The organism is Maribacter algarum (ex Zhang et al. 2020) (assembly GCF_005885635.1).
GTDB lineage: Bacteria > Bacteroidota > Bacteroidia > Flavobacteriales > Flavobacteriaceae > Maribacter_C > Maribacter_C algarum.
The window spans coordinates 735,382-756,933 of the sequence record NZ_VATY01000003.1; the positions used below are offsets into that span (position 1 = coordinate 735,382).

Genomic DNA, 21,552 nt, shown 5'->3' on the forward strand with positions numbered 1-21,552 from the left:
CCGAAGCTATTTTAAAAAGGAATTATTGAAGGCAAGCGGAAGAATATCAGCAATTGAATTACACTTTAAAACCTCACCTACTTCACCCATCATTAAGATCTGTATTGGTTGGTCTTGTTTCACTTCATATTCTGAAATCGACTGTCGACAATTACCACATGGCGCTGCTGGTGTATCAACTTTGTAGTTTATGGAAGTTGCAGAAATCGCAATAGATATAATTACAACACCAGGATATTTGGCCCCTGCTTGAAATATAGCAACCCGCTCTGCACATAACCCTGATGGATACGATGCATTCTCTTGATTGTTACCGATGACAACTTCTCCATTTTCTAAAAGCAAAGCCGCTCCAACTTGAAAATTAGAATAGGGGGCATAAGCATTTTTTCGAGCTTCAACTGCCACTATCATCAACTTTTGGTCGACCTCATGAAGCTCATCGATTGATTCATAAATCTCAAGTTCGAAAGCGATGTTCTGTTTTTTCATTGCTTGAATTTAAACAAGTAGATGCTAAAAATAACAAAACCCACTCGAAAGCAGGTTTTGTTTTATTTGTATAGTTTTCCTTAATCATTAAAATACTCTTCTCCTAAACTAAAGGTAAGTGAAAAGCGTAATGTATTCTCCAATGGATTACGTACTTGTGAAGTGGAGAACAAATAAGATAAATCAATCTGTGCAGATTTGAAAGCAAAACCAGCTCCAAGCGTAAAATACTTTCTAGATCCTTTCTCTTCGCTTTCATTAAAGTATCCGGTACGAATCATAAAGGAATCTTGATAGGTATACTCAGCACCAAGTGCCCAGGTAAATTCTTTTAACTCCTCACCGAAACCATCAGGTGCATCGCCGAAAGACTTCCCGATGCCTTCGAAAAACCCAATTGCTTGGTACTCGTCGTTGTCAGCCCTATCTAAAACACCATCCCCATTAAAATCTTGAGGTGTTGGCACTAATAATTTATTAAACTGTGTTGTAATTCCTACTACATTATCTTGGTCTAGGATAAAATCAAAACCAAATCCTGCTGCTAAATTAGCAGGCAAGAAATTTTCTTGTCCACCCGCATCATATTGAATTTTTCCACCAAGGTTGGAAAAATTGAAACCAGCTCTCCACCGGCCATCAAAACTATTGTACGCCTTTTCTCTTGAACGATAAAAACCGGACACATCTACTGCAAATGAACTCGCAGCTTGGGAATCAACATTATTATCTTGAGGGAGTCTTAGGTTAGAGCGAATATATCGGCCGCCTACTGACATTGAGAAGGTCTCACTAAGTTTTCTAGAATATGAGCCATCCAGGGCCAATTCGTTTGGCTTAGCTATAGTACCAGGGTCATTTGCAAACTGTCGCAATTCAATCTCCCCGAGTGTAAAGTAGCGTATACCAATTCCGAAAGCACTTTGATCATCAATCTTATTATGAAAAGTGGCGTTTAAAAGTGAAATATCGGTAATGATACTTTCTAAATATGGCGTATAACTAACACCTATTCCCATTTTTCGTTCCGCAAAAGCAAATTTGGCAGGGTTCCATTGTTGTGAGAAAGCATCAGCCGAAGTTGCTACACCCATATCTGCCATACCAGCAGACCTTGCATCAGCTGCAATAGTTAAAAAAGGAACTGCGGTTGTAATTACCCTATTGTTATCTTGGGCTGATAACTGACATACGAAGGCAAATAAAACTAATATTGATAATTTCTTCATTTCTTAAAGAATAGGTTTAATTGGTAATTATTACAAAGATCAACGATCATCAAAATATGTCGGTTGTATGACACGTAAACGGGTATTTTGAGGATATCTTATATAAGAGCACCATTATTTTTGAGATTTTCAACTCCTGTTCAGAAAAAACCCAAAACTTCTTATGAATACCCAAATAAACAGGCTTAGTCGTAATTATCTATCAAAGCTTAATCTCTTAAGAAAAGCAAAGGTTAACCATACTAGAAAGAAAATTATGCCGTTATGGTTTTAAATAGCATTACTTGATGGGCTATAACGCGGTTAAATGGTATTTAAAAAATATTTTCAAAGCAATGAAATATTATGCCTAAATCGTCGTTTTATATGCCGAAAGTGATACTTAATTTAATCAAAATCCAAATCACAAACTACCTTAAAAAGTAGTATACTTATTTGAATCTCAAGTCCTAATTATGAAAAAACAGTTTATCAAAGTTGTACTTTCTTGTGTAGTAATAGCAGGAGGTTTTACAGTCACCAGCTGTAAAAAATCATCTTCTTCTAAGAGCGTATCAAGAGCTACAGGTTGGAAAATAAATGATAAAGAAGGTGGCTTCCAATTTAACACTGATTTTAAAGAGCAAGAAACTGCCCCAGGTCTAGTGTTCGTTGAAGGAGGTACTTTCACAAAAGGTAAGGTGCAAGACGATGTCATGCATGATTGGAATAACACACCGACTTCACAACACGTTCAATCTTTTTATATGGACGAAACTGAGGTGACGAATGTGATGTACCTTGAATATTTAGATTACTTGAAAAGTGTTTATCCTCCAGAAAATCCTAAATATACGAACATATACAAAGGTGCTTTACCTGATACCTTGGTTTGGAGAAACAGATTAGGTTTCAACGAAACAATGACAAATAACTACTTACGTCACCCAGCTTATGCAGAATATCCTGTGGTTGGTGTAAACTGGATTCAAGCTACTCAATTTGCAGAATGGAGAACAGATCGTGTCAACGAGGTACTGTTAGAAAAAGAAGGATATTTAGCTCCTGAAGCGAAATATAAAGCTGCATCTGGTGAAGTTGAAGGTACCTTTAGTACTGAGGCATATTTGAACAGACCTGAATCTGTTTACAATGGCCAAATCGATTCTTTACAAGGGAAGATGAAAAAGGATAGTGTAAACACATTCGCAAATAGAAGTACAGGAATTATTTCGCCTGAATATAGATTACCAACTGAAACTGAGTGGGAATATGCTGCTCAGGCGAATCAAGGTTCACGTGAGTACAACAATTACAGAGGAAGAAAAAAATATCCTTGGGAAGGTGACTACACGAGAAACGGACAACGTGTTGGTAGAGGTGACCAGTTAGCTAACTTCAAACAAGGAAAAGGTGATTACGGAGGAATCGCAGGATGGTCTGATGATGGTGCCGATATTACTGCAGAAGTTATGTCGTACAAGCCGAATGATCTTGGATTGTATGATATGGCTGGGAACGTCGCTGAATGGGTTTCTGATGTATACCGACCAATTGTTGATGATGAAGTAAGTGATTTCAACTACTACAGAGGTAACATCTATATGAAAACAGCAATTGGAGAAGATGGTAAAGTGAATATCTTAAGGGACTCAGTTGTTTATGACACGCTACCAAATGGTAAAGTAGTAGCTGTAAACCTTCCAGGTGAGATTAAAATGGTTGCTGTTGATGAGGAAGAAACGTATTTAAGAACCAACTTTGACTCTAGCGATAACAGAGCTTACAGAGATGGTGACCCAGGTTCTTCAAGATTCTTTGACCAATTTAATGACGAAGAAGACGAGGAGAGTCAAAGAAAAATGTATGATTCACCGAAACATAAGGTCGAGCGTGATTCTGCAGGAAAAATAACACGTCAGTATGACCAGTCTAACAACAGAACAACTTTGATTAACGACGAGGTCCGCGTATTCAAAGGAGGTTCATGGAGAGATAGAGCATATTGGTTAGATCCTGCACAACGCAGATATTTGCCACAGTATATGGCTACAGATTACATTGGCTTTAGATGTGCAATGTCTAGAGTAGGTTCTAAGTCAAAAACAAAGAACAAAACTCCTAGAGGTAAGAAAGCAAAATAAGAATTTGCTATAGAAAGATAGAAGGCCCTGACAATTATGTCGGGGCTTTTTTTATACTTTTGTTTTATGAACATAGCCGATTTACATTCCATTTTTTTGGAGTTCCCCAACGTTTGTACCGACACCCGAAAAATTACCGAAAACTGTATCTTCTTTGCCCTTAAGGGAGATAATTTCAATGGAAATAAATTTGCTTCGGATGCGCTACAAAAAGGAGCCAAATATGTAGTTATTGATGAAAAAGAATACGCTGAATCTGATGCGCATATTTTAGTCGATGATGTCTTGAAAACGATTCAAGAATTAGCGACATATCATCGAAACCAATCTTCAGCAAAAGTTATCAGCCTTACTGGAAGCAATGGTAAAACTACAACCAAGGAACTCATCAATGTGGTACTCTCCAAAAGATATAAAACCATTGCCACAGTTGGAAATCTCAACAACCATATAGGCGTTCCACTTACTTTGCTTTCCATCCAAAACGATACTGAAATTGCGATTGTAGAAATGGGTGCCAATCATCAAAAGGAAATTGAATTTTTATGTGGAATTGCGCAACCAGATTTTGGATACATTACAAACTTTGGAAAAGCCCACCTAGAAGGCTTTGGAAGTGAAGAAGGTGTAATCAAGGGGAAAAGTGAGTTGTACGATTATCTGCTATCTCATGAACGAAATGTTTTTCTGAACGCAGATGACCCCATACAGCTTGAAAAGTTAGGGAGTTATATCAAGAAGTTTGGTTTTAGCACAGAAAAGCATCAGTTTTATAAGATTGAATTTTTGGGGGCAAATCCTTTTGTGAAAATTAAAGCTGAAGATATTAGCATCAATTCCCAATTAATCGGGAGCTACAATTTCACAAATTGCGCGGTTGCAGTTCTCATAGGGAAATACTTTGGAGTTCCTATGAATGATGTCAAGGATGCTATCGAATCATACATCCCTGAAAATAATCGATCCCAAATTTTAGAAAAAAACGGACATCGGGTTATTTTGGATGCCTACAATGCGAATCCAACAAGCATGAAGGCCGCTTTAGAAAATTTCAAAGAAATAGAGGGCAAACATAAAATAGCTTTCTTAGGTGACATGTTTGAGTTGGGTGAAACTGCTTCTAAAGAACATCAGAACATTGCAGATTTGGCAAAACAATGTGATTTTGCCGATGTTTATTTGATAGGTGAGAATTTCAATGGTGTAAGAACTTCTATGAAAACATTCGTGTCATTTGACTCTGCCGCAACTTACCTAAAGGAACATCCTTTGAAGGAAGAAGCTGATTTACTGATAAAAGGATCAAGAGGAATGGCCTTAGAACGTCTTCTGGACTTTATCTAAGAACAAAAAAGTGGGTTATACTGGATTCGAACCAGTGACCTCTGCCCTGTCAAGGCAGCGCTCTAAACCAACTGAGCTAATAACCCCTTAAAGTCTGCTAAGGTAAAACTTATTTAGAATTCTGAAAACTTATTTGAACCCAGCTTAACTTCATATTTTCACTCCTAATAATCGGATGGAACCTGCTCCCTTCCTCACAAATGTTCAAAAAGATAACTGATTTGAGCTATCGAGGTTGAATATCGCACATATTGGCCAAAAAAATGTATTTTTAGGCTGGTATGTCTAAAAATATTGAAATACTCAAAATCGGATTACTTTGCCTAATGACGCTTGCCTTGTCCTGCGGTCCAAGTATGCCTGAAGAAGTAGAAGTTGCATACCAATCTCTACCTGATGAAGTAGATTTTAATTTCCACGTAAAACCCATTCTTTCCGACCGTTGTTATAGCTGTCATGGTCCAGATGCGAATAGCCGTCAGGCGGGACTCCGCTTAGATATAGAAGAAGAGGCTTTTAAAAAATTGGCAAGTGGTAAACGTGCTTTTGTTTCAGGAAAATCAGGAAGTAGTGAGAGTGTTAATAGAATTTTAAGTGACGACCCTGAAATTCAAATGCCACCGCCTGAATCGAACCTTACCCTTTCCTCAAGGGAAAAGGCTTTGATTATTAAGTGGATTGAACAAGGTGCTAAATGGAAAGCGCATTGGGCTTTCGCAAAACCAGTAAAACCGGAATCCAGACTATTAGAAAATGTAGCTTGGAAGGCCAATAATGAAATTGATTACTTCATACAAAGACAACTTCAACAAAACGGATTTAAGCCTTCTCCTGAGGTCAATAAAGAAAGGCTGATTCGAAGGGTAAGTATAGATCTCACTGGCTTACCTCCTACCATATCAGAAATTGATGCTTTTCTAAAAGATAATAGCCCAGAAGCTTATGAAAAAGTTGTAGACCGATTATTAGAAACTGATGCAATTGCCGAACGCCTCGCGGTAGATTGGTTAGATATTTCCCGCTATGCTGATTCCCATGGCCTGCATGCGGATGGCTGGCGATTAATGTGGCCTTGGCGTGATTGGGTTATCAATTCGTTTAAAGAGAATATGCCTTATGACCAATTTGTGACATGGCAGTTGGCTGGTGATCTTTTACCCGATGCCACTAAAGAACAAAAATTGGCCACTGCCTTCAATAGAAATCATCCCATGACCGCGGAAGGGGGAGCTATTGAGGAAGAATTTCGCCTAAATTATGTTTGGGATAGGGCTGAAACCGTTGGCACCGCTCTTATGGGCTTAACTGTTGCCTGCGCTCGTTGTCATGATCATAAGTTCGATCCTATTTCCCAAAAAGATTATTTTCAATTAACCGCCTTTTTCAACAATGTAAAAGAATTGGGCATGACTGGTGATGATGGTAATTACGGTCCTATGTTAGCCTTGCCGGATGAACAAACCGAAAAGAAGTTACAATCGCTTGAAGAATCTATTCAGTCGAAAGAAAAACAATTACAACTGACCAAAAAAGAGCTAGCGGATTTAAATACATACATAAATGACCTACCGAAAAATATAAAAGTTGATGGACTAGTTGATTACTATCCTTTGGATAGATTAACTAAAAAAGGAAATACTTACTGGGTAGATAATAACAAACATGCTACCAGTTCAAAAGCGCCCGAACTAACTAAAGGAAAAAAAGGGAATGCATTAGTGTTTACAGGAGAATATGATGATGTATTTCTAAGGAACGTACCCAATTTCGAATTTACTGATGCTTTCTCTGGGGCTCTTTGGATGAATACTTCCAAACGCGAAAAGCTTAAAACACAACAACTCATTGGTACTTCGGGAGAAAAAAATAATTTTTGGCGTGGATGGGATTTTTACCTAGATAGCCTAAACTATTTAAATGCTCGTTTAATCCACTCACTTCCACATAACTACATTCATGTAAAATCAAAAGATTCTATTAAAGTAAATGAATGGAAACATGTTGCCTTTTCCTATGATGGTTCAGGAAACGCGAAAGGGCTGTCCCTATTTATTGATGGAAAAAAGACAGATACTGAGATTGCATATGATAAACTCTACAAATCGATTAAAACAGTTCGTTCCGCCGTACATACGGTCTATAATCAACCCGTAAGAGTTGCAAAGAGTTATCGCGGTTTTACAGGAGAAAATGGCATATTTAAAGGTGCTCTTGATGAAATCCGATTGTATGATCGCGCGTTAAGCGAGGCTGAGATGATGATTCTTATAGGAGAAGAATCTTCTGCTAAACCCATACCGAAAAATCTAGTTGCGAAATTTTCCATCAATCAATCTCCAAAAGTTGATGCCATTCAAAAAGAGCTCCAGAAGCTTCGTGTAAATCGACTTGAATTGATGGAAAACGTCATGGAAGTTATGGTTATGGAAGAAATGCCTAAAAAAAGACAAGCATTTGCGTATGACCGTGGCGACTACACCCAACCCATTTACGAAGTTGAGGCGATGACTCCTGAGGTACTTCCGACCTTCCCTGATGAGTATCCAAAAAATAGATTAGGGCTTTCAAAATGGCTTTTCTCCGATGATAATCCACTTACCGCTAGGGTAACTGTAAACCGTTATTGGCAAATGCTATTTGGAAACGGCTTGGTAAGCACTCCACAAGATTTCGGTGTACAAGGTGCTTTGCCAACTCACCCACAATTAATTGATTGGCTGGCAGTTGAGTTTATGGAAAGTGGGTGGGATGTAAAGGCACTGCTTAAAACCATGGTAATGTCACATACCTACAGGCAATCATCTGAATCCTCAAAAGAACTGCAAGAAAAAGACCCAAACAATATCTTTTTGGCGAGAAGCAATAGTTATCGTTTGCCTGCTGAAATGATTCGCGATAATGCACTTGCTGCAAGTGGGCTTTTGGTTCAGCATTTGGGTGGTGAAAGTGTCAAACCATACCAGCCTGGTAAACTTTGGATTGAGAAGAATAGCTTCTCTCATAAACTTTTGAATTACAAAGAGTCTGAAGGGGACAGCCTTTATCGAAGGGGACTTTATACTTTTATCAGAAGAACCTCTCCACATCCTGCGATGACAGCATTTGATGTTCCCAGTCGTGAAGTTTGCATTGTCAAACGAGAAAATACCAATACACCTCTACAGGCTTTGGTGCTTTTAAATGATACTCAGTTTGTGGAGGCATCTAAAGTACTTGCACAACGTATGCAAGTAGAGGGTGGAAATTCCTTGGATGATCAAATTGCATATGGCTTTCGTCTTGCGGTAAGTCGCAACCCTAAGGAAGAAGAAAAAGAGATATTAAAAGAACTATATAATCAACAGGCATCGCGTTTCAGTAAAAAACCAAAGGAGGCTAAGGATTTGCTTTCCGTTGGTAAAAAACAAGTAGACCAAGCCTTGGACAAAGTTAAAACGGCTGCATTGACGATAGTAGCCAATACAATGTTGAATCATGACGAAACTTATATGAAGCGATAATATTATGTGCACTCATAACGAAAATAAAAATTATTCGCGACGTGATTTCTTGACCAAAACAAGTTTGGGTATGGGAGCACTTTCGTTGGCTTCAATGCTTGACCCGATGGGCTTATTTGCCAAGGAAAAATCATTGATTTTAAATCCGAATGACGGTGGTGGCGTATTGGGAAAACCTCATTTTCCAGCAAAGGTGAAACGTGTAATCTATTTGTTTCAAAGTGGAGCACCTTCTCAGTTAGATCTGTTTGATTATAAGCCCTTATTGAATAAGATGAATGGGCAAGATTTGCCGGAAAGCGTTCAACAAGGTCAACGACTCACTGGGATGTCTTCAGGGCAAGCTAGCTTACCTATTGCAGGATCACCGTTTACCTTCAAGCAGCATGGTGATAGTGGCGCTTGGATGAGTAATTTAATGCCACACACTGCCAAAATCGTTGATGAACTTTGCTTTATCAAATCAATGTATACCGAGGCTATAAATCATGATCCTGCAGTAACATTCTTTCAAACAGGGTCGCAATTACCGGGAAGACCTTCCATGGGTTCATGGGTAAGCTACGGTTTAGGTACGGATAATAAGAATCTTCCTGAATTTGTTGTTTTAGTTACAAAAGACAAATATGGTCAACCTTTATATTCCCGTTCTTGGGGGAATGGTTTTTTACCCTCGCAGCATCAAGGTGTACAGTTTCGGTCAGGTAAAGATCCAGTGCTGTATTTAACGAATCCTCCGGGAATTGATGGAGTAAGTAGAAGAGAACAGTTGGATCAACTTCAAAAACTCGAAAAGATAAATCATCAGGATGTCGGCGATCCGGAAATTTTAGCACGAATGGCGCAGTACGAAATGGCATTTCGTATGCAGACCTCGGTACCTGAAATCATGGATACTTCCGATGAATCGGATGCGACCTACGAAATGTATGGAGAAGATAGTAGAAAGCCCGGCACTTTTGCTGCGAACTGCCTTCTTGCAAGAAGATTGGCTGAACGTGATGTAAAGTTCATACAATTGTATCATCAAGGTTGGGATCAACATGGTAATTTACCAAATGCAATTAAAGTGCAATGTAAAGAAACCGATCAGGCTACGGCTGCTTTAATTACAGATTTGAAGCAACGGGGATTATTAGAAGATACCTTAGTAATTTGGGGAGGGGAATTTGGAAGAACTAATTATTCTCAAGGACAGTTGACTGACACAAATTTCGGGCGAGATCATCATCCAAAATGTTTTACCCTTTTTATGGCTGGGGCCGGAATTAAAAAAGGATTCTCCATTGGAGCTACAGATGATTTTGGATATAATGTGGTGCAAAGACCCGTTCATGTCCATGATTTTCAAGCCACACTAATGCATTTATTGGGCGTTGACCATGAACGTCTTACTTTCAAATCACAAGGTCGGCGATACCGACTTACTGATGTTCATGGTGAAGTTGTGAAAGAAATACTTGCTTAAAACCAAAAAGATATGACCATGCAAAATAGAAGAAAATTCCTAAAGAAAACAGCTGCCGCTGCAACGGCAGGAATTGTTTTACCAAATTATACTTTTGGGATTATTCACTCGAAAAGTGAAAAAGAAATCGTTGGCCATGGAGCTTTTAAATATACCGTTGACAAGGAATGGGGCGTACAAGACCCTTCGAAGATTCCCGTGAATGACTGCCACGAAATGGTATTGGATACTCAAGGACGTATTTTTATGACAACGACCGGCGCAGATAACAATAACATTATTATTTATGATAAGTCAGGAAAGGTTTTATCCTCTTGGGGAACTGAATTCCCAGGAGCACATGGGCTATCGATTGCAGGAGAGGGAAGCGACCAATTTTTATTCATCACTGATCCTGATAGCCATCAAGTTCATAAAACAACTTTGGATGGAAAGATTATGATGACGCTAAACCGTCCGAGAGAAGTCGAAGGATATACTAGTGATGACCAATTCTTACCAACTGAAACCGCAATAATGCCCAATGGTGATTTTTATGTTGCCGACGGCTATGGTAAGAATTATATCATTCATTATAATGCCAAAGGTGAGTATTTGAACCATTTTGGAGGCAGCGGAACCGAAGACGGTCAATTCAATTGTTGTCATGGCATCACTCTGGATACTAGAGATGCCTCAAACACAACTTTGTTGATTACGTCTAGAGCTAGTCAAGAATTCAAGCGTTTCTCTTTGGATGGAAAACATTTGGAAACCATTTCGCTTCCAGGTTGTTCCATTTGTCGTCCTGTAATTCACGGAGAAAACATATATTTCGCTGTGATAGTTACCAAAACCTGGGACTCTTGGGATGGAATGATAGCTGTGCTAGACAAAAATAACAAAGTTATTTCCTTACCTGGCGGAAGTTCTCCAGAATACTTGAATGGAAAACTAACTGCTCCTCTTTTTGATGGAAAAACCTTCAGAAATCCGCATGATGTTCTAGTAGACAATGATGAAAATCTTTATGTGCCACAATGGGCATCTGGAAAAACCTATCCAATTAAATTAAATCGTATCTAATTACTGCAAATGAATCTATTCCTAGCCTTTGATTTTACCAATTTTATAGGCCGTTTTCATCCTCTTTTTGTCCATTTACCGATTGGTTTTTTGATTTTGGGTGTTTTGATGGAATGGTACCAACGCATTCGTAAGACTGAAAAACTCAGTAACCTAATTGGTTATGCCTGGTTTTTAGGAGGAATTGGGGGTGCTTTTGCCGCTTTCTGCGGATGGTGGCTAGGTGAAACAGGTTTATACTTCGAAGATGACCTATTTCTGCATCGCTGGATTGGTATTGCAATCGTAATTCTGTCCTTTGCAGGATGGTGGGTTAAGAAAAATCCTGAAAAGTATTCCAACCTTGTTCATCAAGGTGCCAACATATTGCTAATTGCCCTAATTTCTTTTGAAGGTCATTTAGGAGGAAATCTAACCCATGGCGAGGAATATTTATTTGAATATGCCCCAGAAGGAATTCGAAATATGATGTTGAACGAAAAGGCTGAAATAACTGACCTTTCGAAAGCTGATTCTGTTTTGGTATACAATAATTTGGTAATGCCCATTTTTCAACAAAAATGTTTTGCCTGTCACGACAATGAAGTGCAACGAGGAGGATTGAATATGGCTTCGATTGATTCGATGTTGGTAGGCGGTGACGGAGGCCCTGCATTTTTAGCAAGTAATGTTGAAGAAAGTGAGTTATTTAGACGTATAACACTTCCGCAGAAAAACATAAAATTTATGCCTCCTGTAGGTGACCCATTAACCTATGATGAAATAAAAATTGTAGAATGGTGGATAGAACAAGGTGCGTCTCCAGATGCCGCAATCAGTGATATTGAAGTCGCTGAAAGTGTAAAACCGACCCTTCTGCGACGCTATAATCTTGATACAAATCCGCGTCCCTATTATGAAATGGTAAATATTGCTCCTTTAGACAGTGTTCAAATTATGGCATTAGAACAGAGTGGTTTTACAGTCAATGTTTTAGGCGGGGATAATCCTCTTTTAGACGTAAAATTTTCAGGGAAAGAATTAACTGCAGAACAATTGAGAAGCCTTGAACCGGCTGCCAAGCATATAACGTGGCTATCACTGGCAAGAACGAATGTTACGGATGAAGGACTTGTAATTATCTCTCAATTTGAGAATTTGACAAGGTTACAATTGGAGAAGACATTGATTACCGACAAGGGTGTCGCGGCTCTTACAGATTTAAAACACTTAGAAGCACTCAATCTTTATGGCACTGGAGTTACCAATACTTGTCTGTCGGATTTAGAAAAGATGGAAGGCCTGAAAAGAGTGTACCTATGGGAAACTAAAGTTATGGCAGCAGATGCTAAATCATTGGAAGAAAGTAAAGAAGAACTTCAAGTAATCATAGGTGAAGGTTAGAAAACCATATGACCAAAAGTAAAAAGGTAATTCAGTTTGATAGCCGATATCCGTCGGTTGAGGATTTAAGGGAAAAAGCAAAAAGTAGAATCCCGAAATTCGCCTTTGAATATTTGGATGGGGGCTGTAATGAAGATATTAATCTGCGCAAGAATACCGCTGAAATTAGAGAGGTTGAACTCCTGCCTTATTATCTTAATCAACATACAGAATCAAAATTAGAGACCGAACTATTTGGTCATACCTATGACGCTCCATTTGGGATTGCTCCTGTTGGGCTACAGGGGATGATGTGGCCAAACTCCCCCGAAATCTTAGCAAAATCGGCATTTGAACATAATATTCCCTTTATACTAAGTACTGTCAGTACGAGTTGTATAGAACGAATTTCAGAAATTACAGAGGGCAGAGCTTGGTTTCAGTTGTACCATCCAAAAGAGGCCCATTTGCGTGATGATATTATCAAAAGAGCGGAGGCTGCTGAGTGTCCCGTTCTAGTTATTTTATCAGATGTACCTACATTTGGATTTCGCCCAAGGGACATTAGAAACGGACTAGCGATGCCACCTAAAATGTCCTTCAGGAATATACTCCAAATACTGGGTAAACCCAATTGGGCTCTGCAAACCCTAAAACATGGCCAACCAAATTTTGAGACTTTGAAACCTTACATGCCCAAAAATTTGGATTTAAAACAATTGGGGAAATTCATGGACTATACTTTCTCTGGAAGGCTGAATGAGGAACGTATAAAACCAATTCGAGATTTATGGAAAGGGAAATTGGTCTTAAAAGGAGTTGCAACCGAAACAGATGTCGAAAGGGCAATTTCTTTGGGATTGGATGGCGTCATTGTATCAAACCACGGCGGCAGACAACTTGATGCTGGGGAATCAACCATAAAACCACTTACTAGAATTGCTAAAGCTTATGGAAATCAAATAACAGTTATGATGGATAGTGGAATGCGTTCTGGACCAGACATTGCTAGAACCATTGCCAGTGGGGCTAAATTCACTTTTATGGGCCGTTCTTTTATGTACGGTGTATCAGCTCTCGGAAATAAAGGAGGTGACCATACCATTTCGCTTTTAAAAACACAATTGAAACAGGTAATGGAGCAAATTTGTTGTGAGAAAGTTCAGGATTTTCCCAAACATTTGGTTCGCAAATAACTAATGAATTGATTAAATGAAAAAAGCTCCCGATAAATCGGGAGCTTTTTTTTGTGGGCCCTACTGGATTCGAACCAGTGACCCCCTGCTTGTAAGGCAGGTGCTCTGAACCAACTGAGCTAAGAGCCCTAAAAAGGGATTGCAAATATAGAATAGTTTTAGTTACTCCAAAAGAAAAAATAAGAAAATATTATAGAACCTCAGCCACGACAAAATTACTGCCGCCTATTAAGATAAAATCACTTTCTTTCGCGTTATTTAAAGCAGCTTTTTGGGCATTTGAAACAGAATCATAAACTTCTCCTTTTAAACCAAAATCATTTGCTTTATCTCTCAAAATCTTAGCATCAAGCCCCCTTTGTATATCTGGTTTACAGTAGTAATAACTCGCATCTTTTGGAAACAAAAGTAGAACCGAAGCCAAGTTTTTATCTTTTACAAAACCCAGTACAATGTGTAACTTGTCAAATATTTGATTTGCTATTTGGTCCAAAACGAGCGATAGCCCTTCGTAATTATGTGCTGTATCACAAATCATTTTAGGAGAATCTTGCAAAACTTGCCATCTACCTAAAAGTCCTGTGTTTTTTACCACATTTTTTAATCCTGATTTGATGTGCCTTTGTTCTACAGAAAATCCTTCCAGAGCTTCTAAAACACCAATCACACCTTTTATGTTTTTAGATTGATATTTTCCTAAAAGTGAAGTTTTGAATTCGGTTATGCCTTTTTTACGGGCGAAAACCAATTTTGACTTTTTTATTTTGGCCATTTCTTGGAAGACTTCAGCTATTTCTTCCTGATATTCACTAATGATAACAGGAACTCCTTCTTTGATGATTCCTGCTTTTTCAAATGCGATTTTGCCCAAGGTATCGCCAAGAATATCTGTGTGGTCCATACCTATATTGGTAATTAGAGAAACTTCGGGAGTTATAATATTCGTGGAATCAAATCGGCCTCCAAGTCCCACTTCAATTATAGCAATATCGACTTTCTTTTTTGCGAAATAATCAAAAGCCATTCCAACAGTCATTTCAAAAAACGAAAGTTTATTATCCTCAAAAAATGAATTGTTTTTTGAAATAAAGTCTACTACAAATTTCTTACCTATGGTTTTTCCATTGATACGTATACGCTCTCGAAAATCTTTTAAATGGGGTGAGGTATATAGTCCGACTTTATAACCTGCTTCTTGTAGAATCGAAGCGAGCATATGGCTGCTAGACCCTTTTCCATTGGTTCCAGCAACATGAATGCTTTTAAATTTTTTCTCTGGACTGCCCAAATGTTGTGAAAACAGCAGTATTTTATCAAGCTTGTGATTAAGTGCATTTTTTCCCAGTTTTTGATACATAGGAAGTTGCCCGAACATCCACTCTAAAGTCGCTTTGTAGGTCACTCTCCTAACTTGAAATTCACGACCACAAAACCTACCTGAGAACTAGGTGCGTTGGAATCTAAATTCCATTTATGCTTAAATGCGGTTTTCTTTGCCGGTTCTAGCAAACACGGATCATTATTGGTTGTTCCTTTTACTCCAGGGGTTGCACTTATTACATTACCGTTTCTATCTACAACAATCTTGACCACCACTCTACCGGCCTGATTACATTCCTGAGGTACCTTTCCTTTTCGAACTAGAGAGCGTCCATTTAATCCGTAACCGCCGGTACCGCTTCCTGAGCCCGGACTCCCATAATAACTGGTTGCATACGGATCTCCACCTGGTTGACCTTTATCTCCTGCTCGGTCATCGTCACCTTCTGAACCAGATGCCGTTCCGTCAGACTTGTTTAGTCCGCCCATCAACTCATCAAGTTTCTTCTTTTTTGCTTCTTGTTCTTTTCTGGCTCTTTCTTCCGCTTCCTTCTTTTGTTGTGCTATTTTGGCTGCTTTTGCTTTTTCCCTCTTAACAGCCTCCTCCTTCCTTCGTTGCTCTGCTTTTGCAGCATCTTCAGCCTTTTTTTTTGCTTCTTTTGCCTGTCGGATTTTTATGGCTTCTTCACTTTCTCTGGTTAATACTTTCTCAGAAGGCGCCTCTTTCGGTTGGCTTTTTTCAGGTATTTCTTCAACAACTTCTTCTTCTACCACCTCTTCCTTAACTTCCTCCTGCTTTGTAGGTTCTACAGGCGGTTTGTTTACCGGTTCTGAACGTATCTTCTCTTTTGGCTGCACTCTTCCCTTACCAAAATCAGTTGTTCCAAAGTTTATGGAAATTCCGTTTTCGATGGGTGGGTCCATATAGGTAAGTCCTATATAAAAAAGTACAAGGAGTAGTACACTCAACAGAAGTGTTGTGAGTGTAAAAGATTTTTTCTTGTGTCTCGTATCTAAGAATGACATGCGGTCGTACCTAATTAGGTCGCACGGCCAAAATAACTTTGTAATTGTTTCTATTGGCAATATCCATAACGTTTACAGCTTCTTTAATAGCTACGCTTTCTTCTGCCCTAAGAATAATTGTGGGTTTATCTTGTCCTACTAGTGCCTTTTTTAATTCAATTTCTATATAGTCTCCGTTAATTCTTTCATTGTTCACAAAATACTGCAAGTTCTTATCGATACTTACGGAAACATTTTGCGTATTGGTGGACTTCCCTTTAGCTTTTGGCAAAAGCAAGTCTAATGCGTTTGGCGAGTTTGCCGTTAACATGAAGAATATCAATAACAGAAATACAATATCTGTCATTGACGACATACTAAAGTCAGGACTCACTTTATTTCTTCCCTTTAGCTTCATAATACCAGCTTATAGTGGTTCGTTCAAAAGATCTAAGAAATCAACCGCATTGGCTTCCATCTTATGTACCACTTTATCCGTTCGATTCACCAAGTGATTATATCCGATATAAGCGATAATACCAACAATCAAACCAGCAACAGTGGTTGTCATCGCGGTATAGATACCAGAGGCCAATGATCCCATTTCTGCTTGTCCACCACTCGTGGCCATTTCATGGAATGCTAAAATCATACCAATTACAGTTCCTAAGAAACCAATCATAGGGGCAGCTCCGGCAACCGTAGCCAAAATGCTAACATTTTTCTCCAGTTTATATACTTCGAGGGTACCTGCATTTTCAATTGCCGTATTGATATCATCTAAAGGTTTTCCAATTCGGGAAATTCCTTTTTCTGTCAACCTAGCAACAGGTGAATCGGTTTGTGCGCACAACATTTTTGCTGCATCTAATTTACCACCACTTACATGGTCACGTATTTGATTCATGAAGTTACTATCGATTTTGGAGGCCGCTTTGATGGCGAAAATGCGCTCAAAATAGATATATAATGCCACAAATAACATAATGAAAAGGACTGATATGATAACCACACTACCAGTACCGCCATTAAAAATCAAATCAATTACTGAGAGTGTTTTTTCTTCGGATAGCACATCACCCATTTCAGGATCTTGCGCAAGGTCTTGGAATAATAACATAGAATTCTTTAATGTGTATAGTTGCCCTTATAACGGTAGTTTATCGATAAAAGTATACGATTTAGATAAATTGTCGTAATAAAATAAAGACAATTGCACCAGCTAAAAATCCGATTGCGGCGAGCCATGTAATCTTCTTTAAATACCAGAAGAAATCAATCTTTTCCATACCCATGGCAACAACCCCTGCAGCAGAGCCTATAATCAGCATACTACCACCCGTTCCAGCTGAATAAGCGATGAAATGCCATAGTTGGTCATCCAATGCTTCGGAGAACATTCCCAAACTCGCTGCGACCAATGGAACATTATCAATAACTGCCGAACCTACACCTAATAAAAGCACTACTAAATCAGAAACGCGTGTACCGGCCATTTCACTTCCTAGCATCGGTGTACTATCTTGTAACCAAGATGCAAATCCGAAGAGTTGACCTAGTGATTCCAAAGCGGCTACAGCCATAAGAATTCCCAAGAAAAAGAGAATACTGGGCAACTCAATTTTTGACAAAGAGCTATGAACCGGGCTATGATGCGCTGACATATGTTCTCCATCTGAATCATCAACGCTACTAATATTAAATTTACTCTTACTGTAGATTTCGGCAAATGTCGCTACAACACCTAAAGATAGCATCATACCAACATAAGGAGGTAAATGAGTAACCGTTTTAAAAATGGGAACGAAAACGATTGCTCCTAAACCTAGGTATAACATTCTAGCACTTAGTTTTCCAGCTGGTGTATCCTCCTCATTCGAAGTATTCAACTGTCCCTTAAACGCTGGTAAAAAAGAAGCGATAAAAGCAGGAACCAACATGCAGATTAATGATGGAATCAATAGATAGCTAATTAATTTTAAAGTCGAAACTTTGTTCCCAATCCATAACATTGTCGTAGTAACATCACCAATAGGTGACCAAGCACCTCCCGCATTGGCTGCAATTATTATTAAGCCAGCATACCATATACGGACATCTCGCTCTTTAACGATTTTCTGTAAAATTGAAATCAAAACAATCGTTGCGGTAAGGTTGTCAATGATTGCGGAAAGGATGAAGGCAAGAATACAGAAAATCCAAAGAATTTTACTCTTACTCTTGGTCTTTACAAACCCTTTGATTGTAGCGAAACCGTCAAAATAATCAATGATTTCAACAATAGTCATTGCTCCTAAAAGGAATACCAAAATCTCAGCAGTTTTACCTAAGTGATGCAGTAAGGTTTCCTCCATAAGATGAAGTTTATCCTCATGCCCCATTCCAGCAAAATTGTCGACCAGCGCATGTGCACCCGAATCAAACCATGTTGTGAAACCATCTATACCCAAAGCGATTAACGCCCAACAAATAGCCATCATGACCAAGGCTGGTATAAGTTTATCGATTTTTAAATTGTGTTCAAGAGTTATAGCCAAATAACCGAGGACGAATACGAGTATAATTGCTGATTCCATATAGTGGTTGGTTTATATTAGTTGTTTCAGTGCGATTTCAAATCCGGAGCTACATAAATTAGTTTTCGAAGGATTTTGCTTAAAGATATTTAAAATTGCTTTCCGAATGGTATCAGAAGTATCTTTAAATATCAATTCGTCGTCAATTCCTACTCTTTTTTCCATAAAATAAGCAAAAACCCTCGCCATTCCACAGTTGCTAACAAAATCAGGAATAAGACTTACTCTTCCATCTGTATATTCCATGATAGGTCCGAAAAAGATTTCTTTATCTGCGAAAGGCACATTAGCCCCACAAGAAATCACTTCTAAACCTGTATCAATCATTTGAGTGATTTGCTCCTTAGTAATCAATCGAGATGCGGCACAAGGAACAAAAATTTCTGTAGGTAAGTTCCAAATACGTTCGTTGATTTGCTCAAAGGGAATCAACTGATTGGCATCGGCCATCAAACTATTTCCTTTTTTATTCAAGAAAAACCGTTGAATCTCTTCAAAATTAAAACCGTCTTCATTTATTACTCCTCCTGCCCTGTCAATAATTCCAACCACCTTCGCACCCATTTGCGCTAAATAATAAGCCGCTGCACTACCTACATTTCCAAAGCCTTGTATAACAGCTTTTTTACCGACAACATTGCCGCCATAGATATCATAGAAATGGCGAACCGCTTCCGCTACACCATAGCCAGTAATCATGTCAGCGATAGTATATTTTCTACCTACTCCAGGCGAAAATTTATCAGTCTCGATAGCTTTAATGACCCCCATTCTCAATTGACCAATACGGTTAATTTTGTCAGCTTCGGTTGGTTTGAAGTGGCCATTAAAAACTCCTTCCTGCGGGTGCCAGACACCAGCATCTTCGGTTATGGGGATGACTTCATGAATTTCATCAACATTTAAATCCCCACCGGTACCATAATAGTTTTTCAATAATGGTGCCACGGCCCTATACCAACGTTCTAAAACCCCCTTTTTTCTTGGATCGTTGGGGTTAAAATTTATTCCTGATTTCGCTCCACCAATCGGGGGGCCTGATACGGTAAACTTCACCTCCATCGTCTTGGCCAGAGAAAGTACTTCGTTCATATCAAGACCTTCACGCATTCGGGTTCCGCCACCTGCAGCTCCTCCGCGCAGGGAATTAATGACCGTCCAACCTTCTGCCTCAGTTTCTGGGTCTTTCCAATTAAAAACGATTTCTGGCTGTTTGTTTTCGTATGCTTTTAGTAATTCCTTCATTACAAGTTACTTATAAAATTATGTGATATTCTTTTCATTCGTTTTACGTTTGAAATTTTACTTTTCCCCGAAACGGGGTTACTGCTGGTCCATAATTTTATATTTAATCGATACGAAAAATCGAAGTAACAAATATAAAAATTTGCACTGGGTTTAAAAGTTTTTCGTCCTGTAAAAGGGTCACTTTTAACCCGAATACCTACCTAATTGTATCACTTAATTTCCATCTTACCCTTATCTTTACCAAAAGAAAAACACAAAAGATATTGGCTATGGATTTTTCACTTTCGGAGGAACACCTAATGATACAAGAAGCGGCAAGGGATTTTGCCCAAAATGAATTGCTCCCAGGAGTTATTGAGAGAGATGATGAACAAAGATTTCCTACAGAACAGATAAAAAAAATGGGGGAGCTCGGGTTTATGGGAATGATGGTAGACCCAAAATATAATGGCAGCGGAATGGACACGATGTCCTATGTGATAGCTATGGAAGAACTTTCAAAGGTGGACGCTTCAGCTTCTGTAGTCGTTTCGGTAAATAACTCTTTGGTTTGTTACGGCTTAGAAACCTATGGCACGGAAGAACAAAAAGAGAAATATTTAAAACGTCTGGCCTCAGGCGAAATCATTGGAGCTTTTTGTTTATCCGAACCGGAGGCTGGTAGTGACGCGACTTCTCAAAAAACTACAGCAATTGACAAAGGAGACCATTATATAATCAATGGCACCAAAAACTGGATTACCAATGGGAACTCGGCAGAAGTATATTTGGTCATTGCCCAAACCGATAAAGAAAAAGGACATAAGGGGATCAATGCTCTAATCGTAGAAAAAGGAGCTGAAGGATTTGAAATCGGCCCTAAGGAAAATAAGTTGGGAATTCGTGGTAGTGATACACATTCCTTAATATTTAATGATGTCAAGGTTCCTAAGGAAAATAGAATCGGCGAAGATGGCTTCGGCTTTAAATTCGCAATGAAAACACTTTCTGGTGGAAGAATCGGTATCGCCGCCCAAGCCTTGGGTATTGCCGCAGGAGCTTATGAATTAGCCTTAAAATATTCCAAAGAACGAAAAGCTTTTGGTACCGAAATTAGCAACCATCAGGCCATTGCATTTAAGCTGGCCGATATGCATACTCAAATTCAAGCCGCAAGACATTTAGTCTATAAAGCCGCATGGGATAAGGACCAAGACAACAACTACGACTTATCAGGGGCCATGGCAAAACTATATGCCTCGCAAGTTGCTATGGAAACTACAGTTGAAGCGGTACAAATACATGGCGGTAACGGTTTTGTAAAAGACTATCATGTGGAACGACTGATGCGTGATGCCAAGATTACGCAGATTTATGAAGGCACTTCAGAAATACAGAAAATTGTAATTTCAAGAAGTGTTCTGAAAGATTAAAAAGGTTTTTATAGTTTTAAACAGACCGCCCCTCTTTTTGGAGGGGCGGTCTGTTTAAAACTCATCATAATACTGTTAAGACAACACTATTGCATGGGTTTTTTGTTATAAATCAATAATCAAGGCTTTTTACCCCCTCAAATGTATCTTAAATAGACTCCGAATGACTTAAATTTATCAGATTGATAATTTAAGCTATCGAAAAATCCTTA

The 21,552-nt window shown here is 38.8% G+C and carries 16 protein-coding genes and 2 tRNA genes; 8 read left to right on the plus strand and 10 right to left on the minus strand.

The genetic code is table 11. The features are described from left to right. Positions 1 to 6: 6 nt before the first annotated feature. Together cdd and porV are read right to left on the minus strand one after the other, a co-directional pair. Complete coding sequence (gene cdd / locus FEE95_RS16945) at positions 7 to 492, minus strand: cytidine deaminase (RefSeq protein WP_138659168.1); 486 nt, start codon at positions 490 to 492, stop codon at positions 7 to 9. A gap of 80 nt (positions 493 to 572) precedes the next feature. Then, on the minus strand, positions 573 to 1,721 hold the full coding sequence (porV, locus tag FEE95_RS16950) for a type IX secretion system outer membrane channel protein PorV (RefSeq protein WP_138659169.1): 1,149 nt from the start codon (positions 1,719 to 1,721) through the stop codon (positions 573 to 575). 455 nt (positions 1,722 to 2,176) lie between these two features. Here porV and gldJ point away from each other — a divergent pair, with 455 nt between their 5' ends. Both gldJ and FEE95_RS16960 read left to right on the plus strand, forming a co-directional pair. Further along, positions 2,177 to 3,844, plus strand: a complete 1,668-nt coding sequence (gene gldJ, locus FEE95_RS16955; protein WP_138659170.1) for a gliding motility lipoprotein GldJ — start codon at positions 2,177 to 2,179, stop codon at positions 3,842 to 3,844. A gap of 66 nt (positions 3,845 to 3,910) precedes the next feature. Further along, a complete protein-coding gene (locus tag FEE95_RS16960) occupies positions 3,911 to 5,188 on the plus strand; it encodes a UDP-N-acetylmuramoyl-tripeptide--D-alanyl-D-alanine ligase (protein WP_138659171.1) in 1,278 nt (425 codons plus the stop codon). A gap of 11 nt (positions 5,189 to 5,199) precedes the next feature. Here the strand turns inward: FEE95_RS16960 and FEE95_RS16965 are convergent. Continuing rightward, a tRNA-Val gene (locus FEE95_RS16965) sits at positions 5,200 to 5,274 on the minus strand. Between the two features lie 195 nt (positions 5,275 to 5,469). Between FEE95_RS16965 and FEE95_RS16970 the strand changes: the two genes are divergently transcribed. From FEE95_RS16970 to FEE95_RS16990, 5 genes are read left to right on the plus strand one after another with little or no spacing between them, the layout of a single operon-like run. Further along, positions 5,470 to 8,688 carry a DUF1553 domain-containing protein gene (locus FEE95_RS16970; protein ID WP_238474607.1) on the plus strand — a complete coding sequence of 1,073 codons (3,219 nt, stop codon included), beginning with the start codon at positions 5,470 to 5,472 and terminating at the stop codon, positions 8,686 to 8,688. A gap of 4 nt (positions 8,689 to 8,692) precedes the next feature. Continuing rightward, positions 8,693 to 10,156 (plus strand): DUF1501 domain-containing protein, encoded by a 1,464-nt coding sequence (locus FEE95_RS16975; RefSeq protein WP_238474608.1) that lies wholly within the window; start codon positions 8,693 to 8,695, stop codon positions 10,154 to 10,156. An 18-nt stretch (positions 10,157 to 10,174) separates the two neighbouring features. Further along, the gene (locus FEE95_RS16980) at positions 10,175 to 11,221 is read left to right on the plus strand and encodes a twin-arginine translocation signal domain-containing protein (RefSeq protein WP_212748450.1); all 1,047 of its coding nucleotides are present in this window, start codon (positions 10,175 to 10,177) and stop codon (positions 11,219 to 11,221) included. Between the two features lie 9 nt (positions 11,222 to 11,230). Continuing rightward, positions 11,231 to 12,604, plus strand: a complete 1,374-nt coding sequence (locus FEE95_RS16985) for a c-type cytochrome domain-containing protein (protein ID WP_138659173.1) — start codon at positions 11,231 to 11,233, stop codon at positions 12,602 to 12,604. An 8-nt stretch (positions 12,605 to 12,612) separates the two neighbouring features. Continuing rightward, entirely contained in the window at positions 12,613 to 13,779 is a 1,167-nt protein-coding gene (locus tag FEE95_RS16990; protein WP_138659174.1) for an alpha-hydroxy acid oxidase, read from the plus strand. 54 nt (positions 13,780 to 13,833) lie between these two features. Here the strand turns inward: FEE95_RS16990 and FEE95_RS16995 are convergent. The 7 genes from FEE95_RS16995 to FEE95_RS17025 form a co-directional block, all read right to left on the minus strand. After that, positions 13,834 to 13,908: transfer RNA gene (locus FEE95_RS16995), tRNA-Val, on the minus strand. Positions 13,909 to 13,969: 61 nt separating this feature from the next. After that, complete coding sequence (locus FEE95_RS17000) at positions 13,970 to 15,181, minus strand: bifunctional folylpolyglutamate synthase/dihydrofolate synthase (RefSeq protein ID WP_138659175.1); 1,212 nt, start codon at positions 15,179 to 15,181, stop codon at positions 13,970 to 13,972. Beyond that, a complete protein-coding gene (locus tag FEE95_RS17005) occupies positions 15,178 to 16,125 on the minus strand; it encodes an energy transducer TonB (protein ID WP_138659176.1) in 948 nt (315 codons plus the stop codon). The genes FEE95_RS17000 and FEE95_RS17005 overlap by 4 nt, the downstream gene beginning before the upstream one ends. A 10-nt stretch (positions 16,126 to 16,135) precedes the next feature. Beyond that, a complete protein-coding gene (locus FEE95_RS17010) occupies positions 16,136 to 16,522 on the minus strand; it encodes an ExbD/TolR family protein (RefSeq protein ID WP_138659177.1) in 387 nt (128 codons plus the stop codon). A 9-nt stretch (positions 16,523 to 16,531) separates the two neighbouring features. Beyond that, positions 16,532 to 17,224, minus strand: a complete 693-nt coding sequence (locus tag FEE95_RS17015) for a MotA/TolQ/ExbB proton channel family protein (protein ID WP_138659178.1) — start codon at positions 17,222 to 17,224, stop codon at positions 16,532 to 16,534. 61 nt (positions 17,225 to 17,285) lie between these two features. Then, on the minus strand, positions 17,286 to 18,680 hold the full coding sequence (nhaD, locus tag FEE95_RS17020) for a sodium:proton antiporter NhaD (RefSeq protein WP_138659179.1): 1,395 nt from the start codon (positions 18,678 to 18,680) through the stop codon (positions 17,286 to 17,288). A gap of 12 nt (positions 18,681 to 18,692) precedes the next feature. Beyond that, positions 18,693 to 19,925, minus strand: coding sequence for a Glu/Leu/Phe/Val dehydrogenase dimerization domain-containing protein (locus FEE95_RS17025; RefSeq protein ID WP_138659180.1), 1,233 nt, complete (start codon positions 19,923 to 19,925; stop codon positions 18,693 to 18,695). A gap of 272 nt (positions 19,926 to 20,197) precedes the next feature. Between FEE95_RS17025 and FEE95_RS17030 the strand changes: the two genes are divergently transcribed. After that, a complete protein-coding gene (locus tag FEE95_RS17030) occupies positions 20,198 to 21,340 on the plus strand; it encodes an acyl-CoA dehydrogenase family protein (RefSeq protein ID WP_138659181.1) in 1,143 nt (380 codons plus the stop codon). Positions 21,341 to 21,552 lie beyond the last annotated feature (212 nt).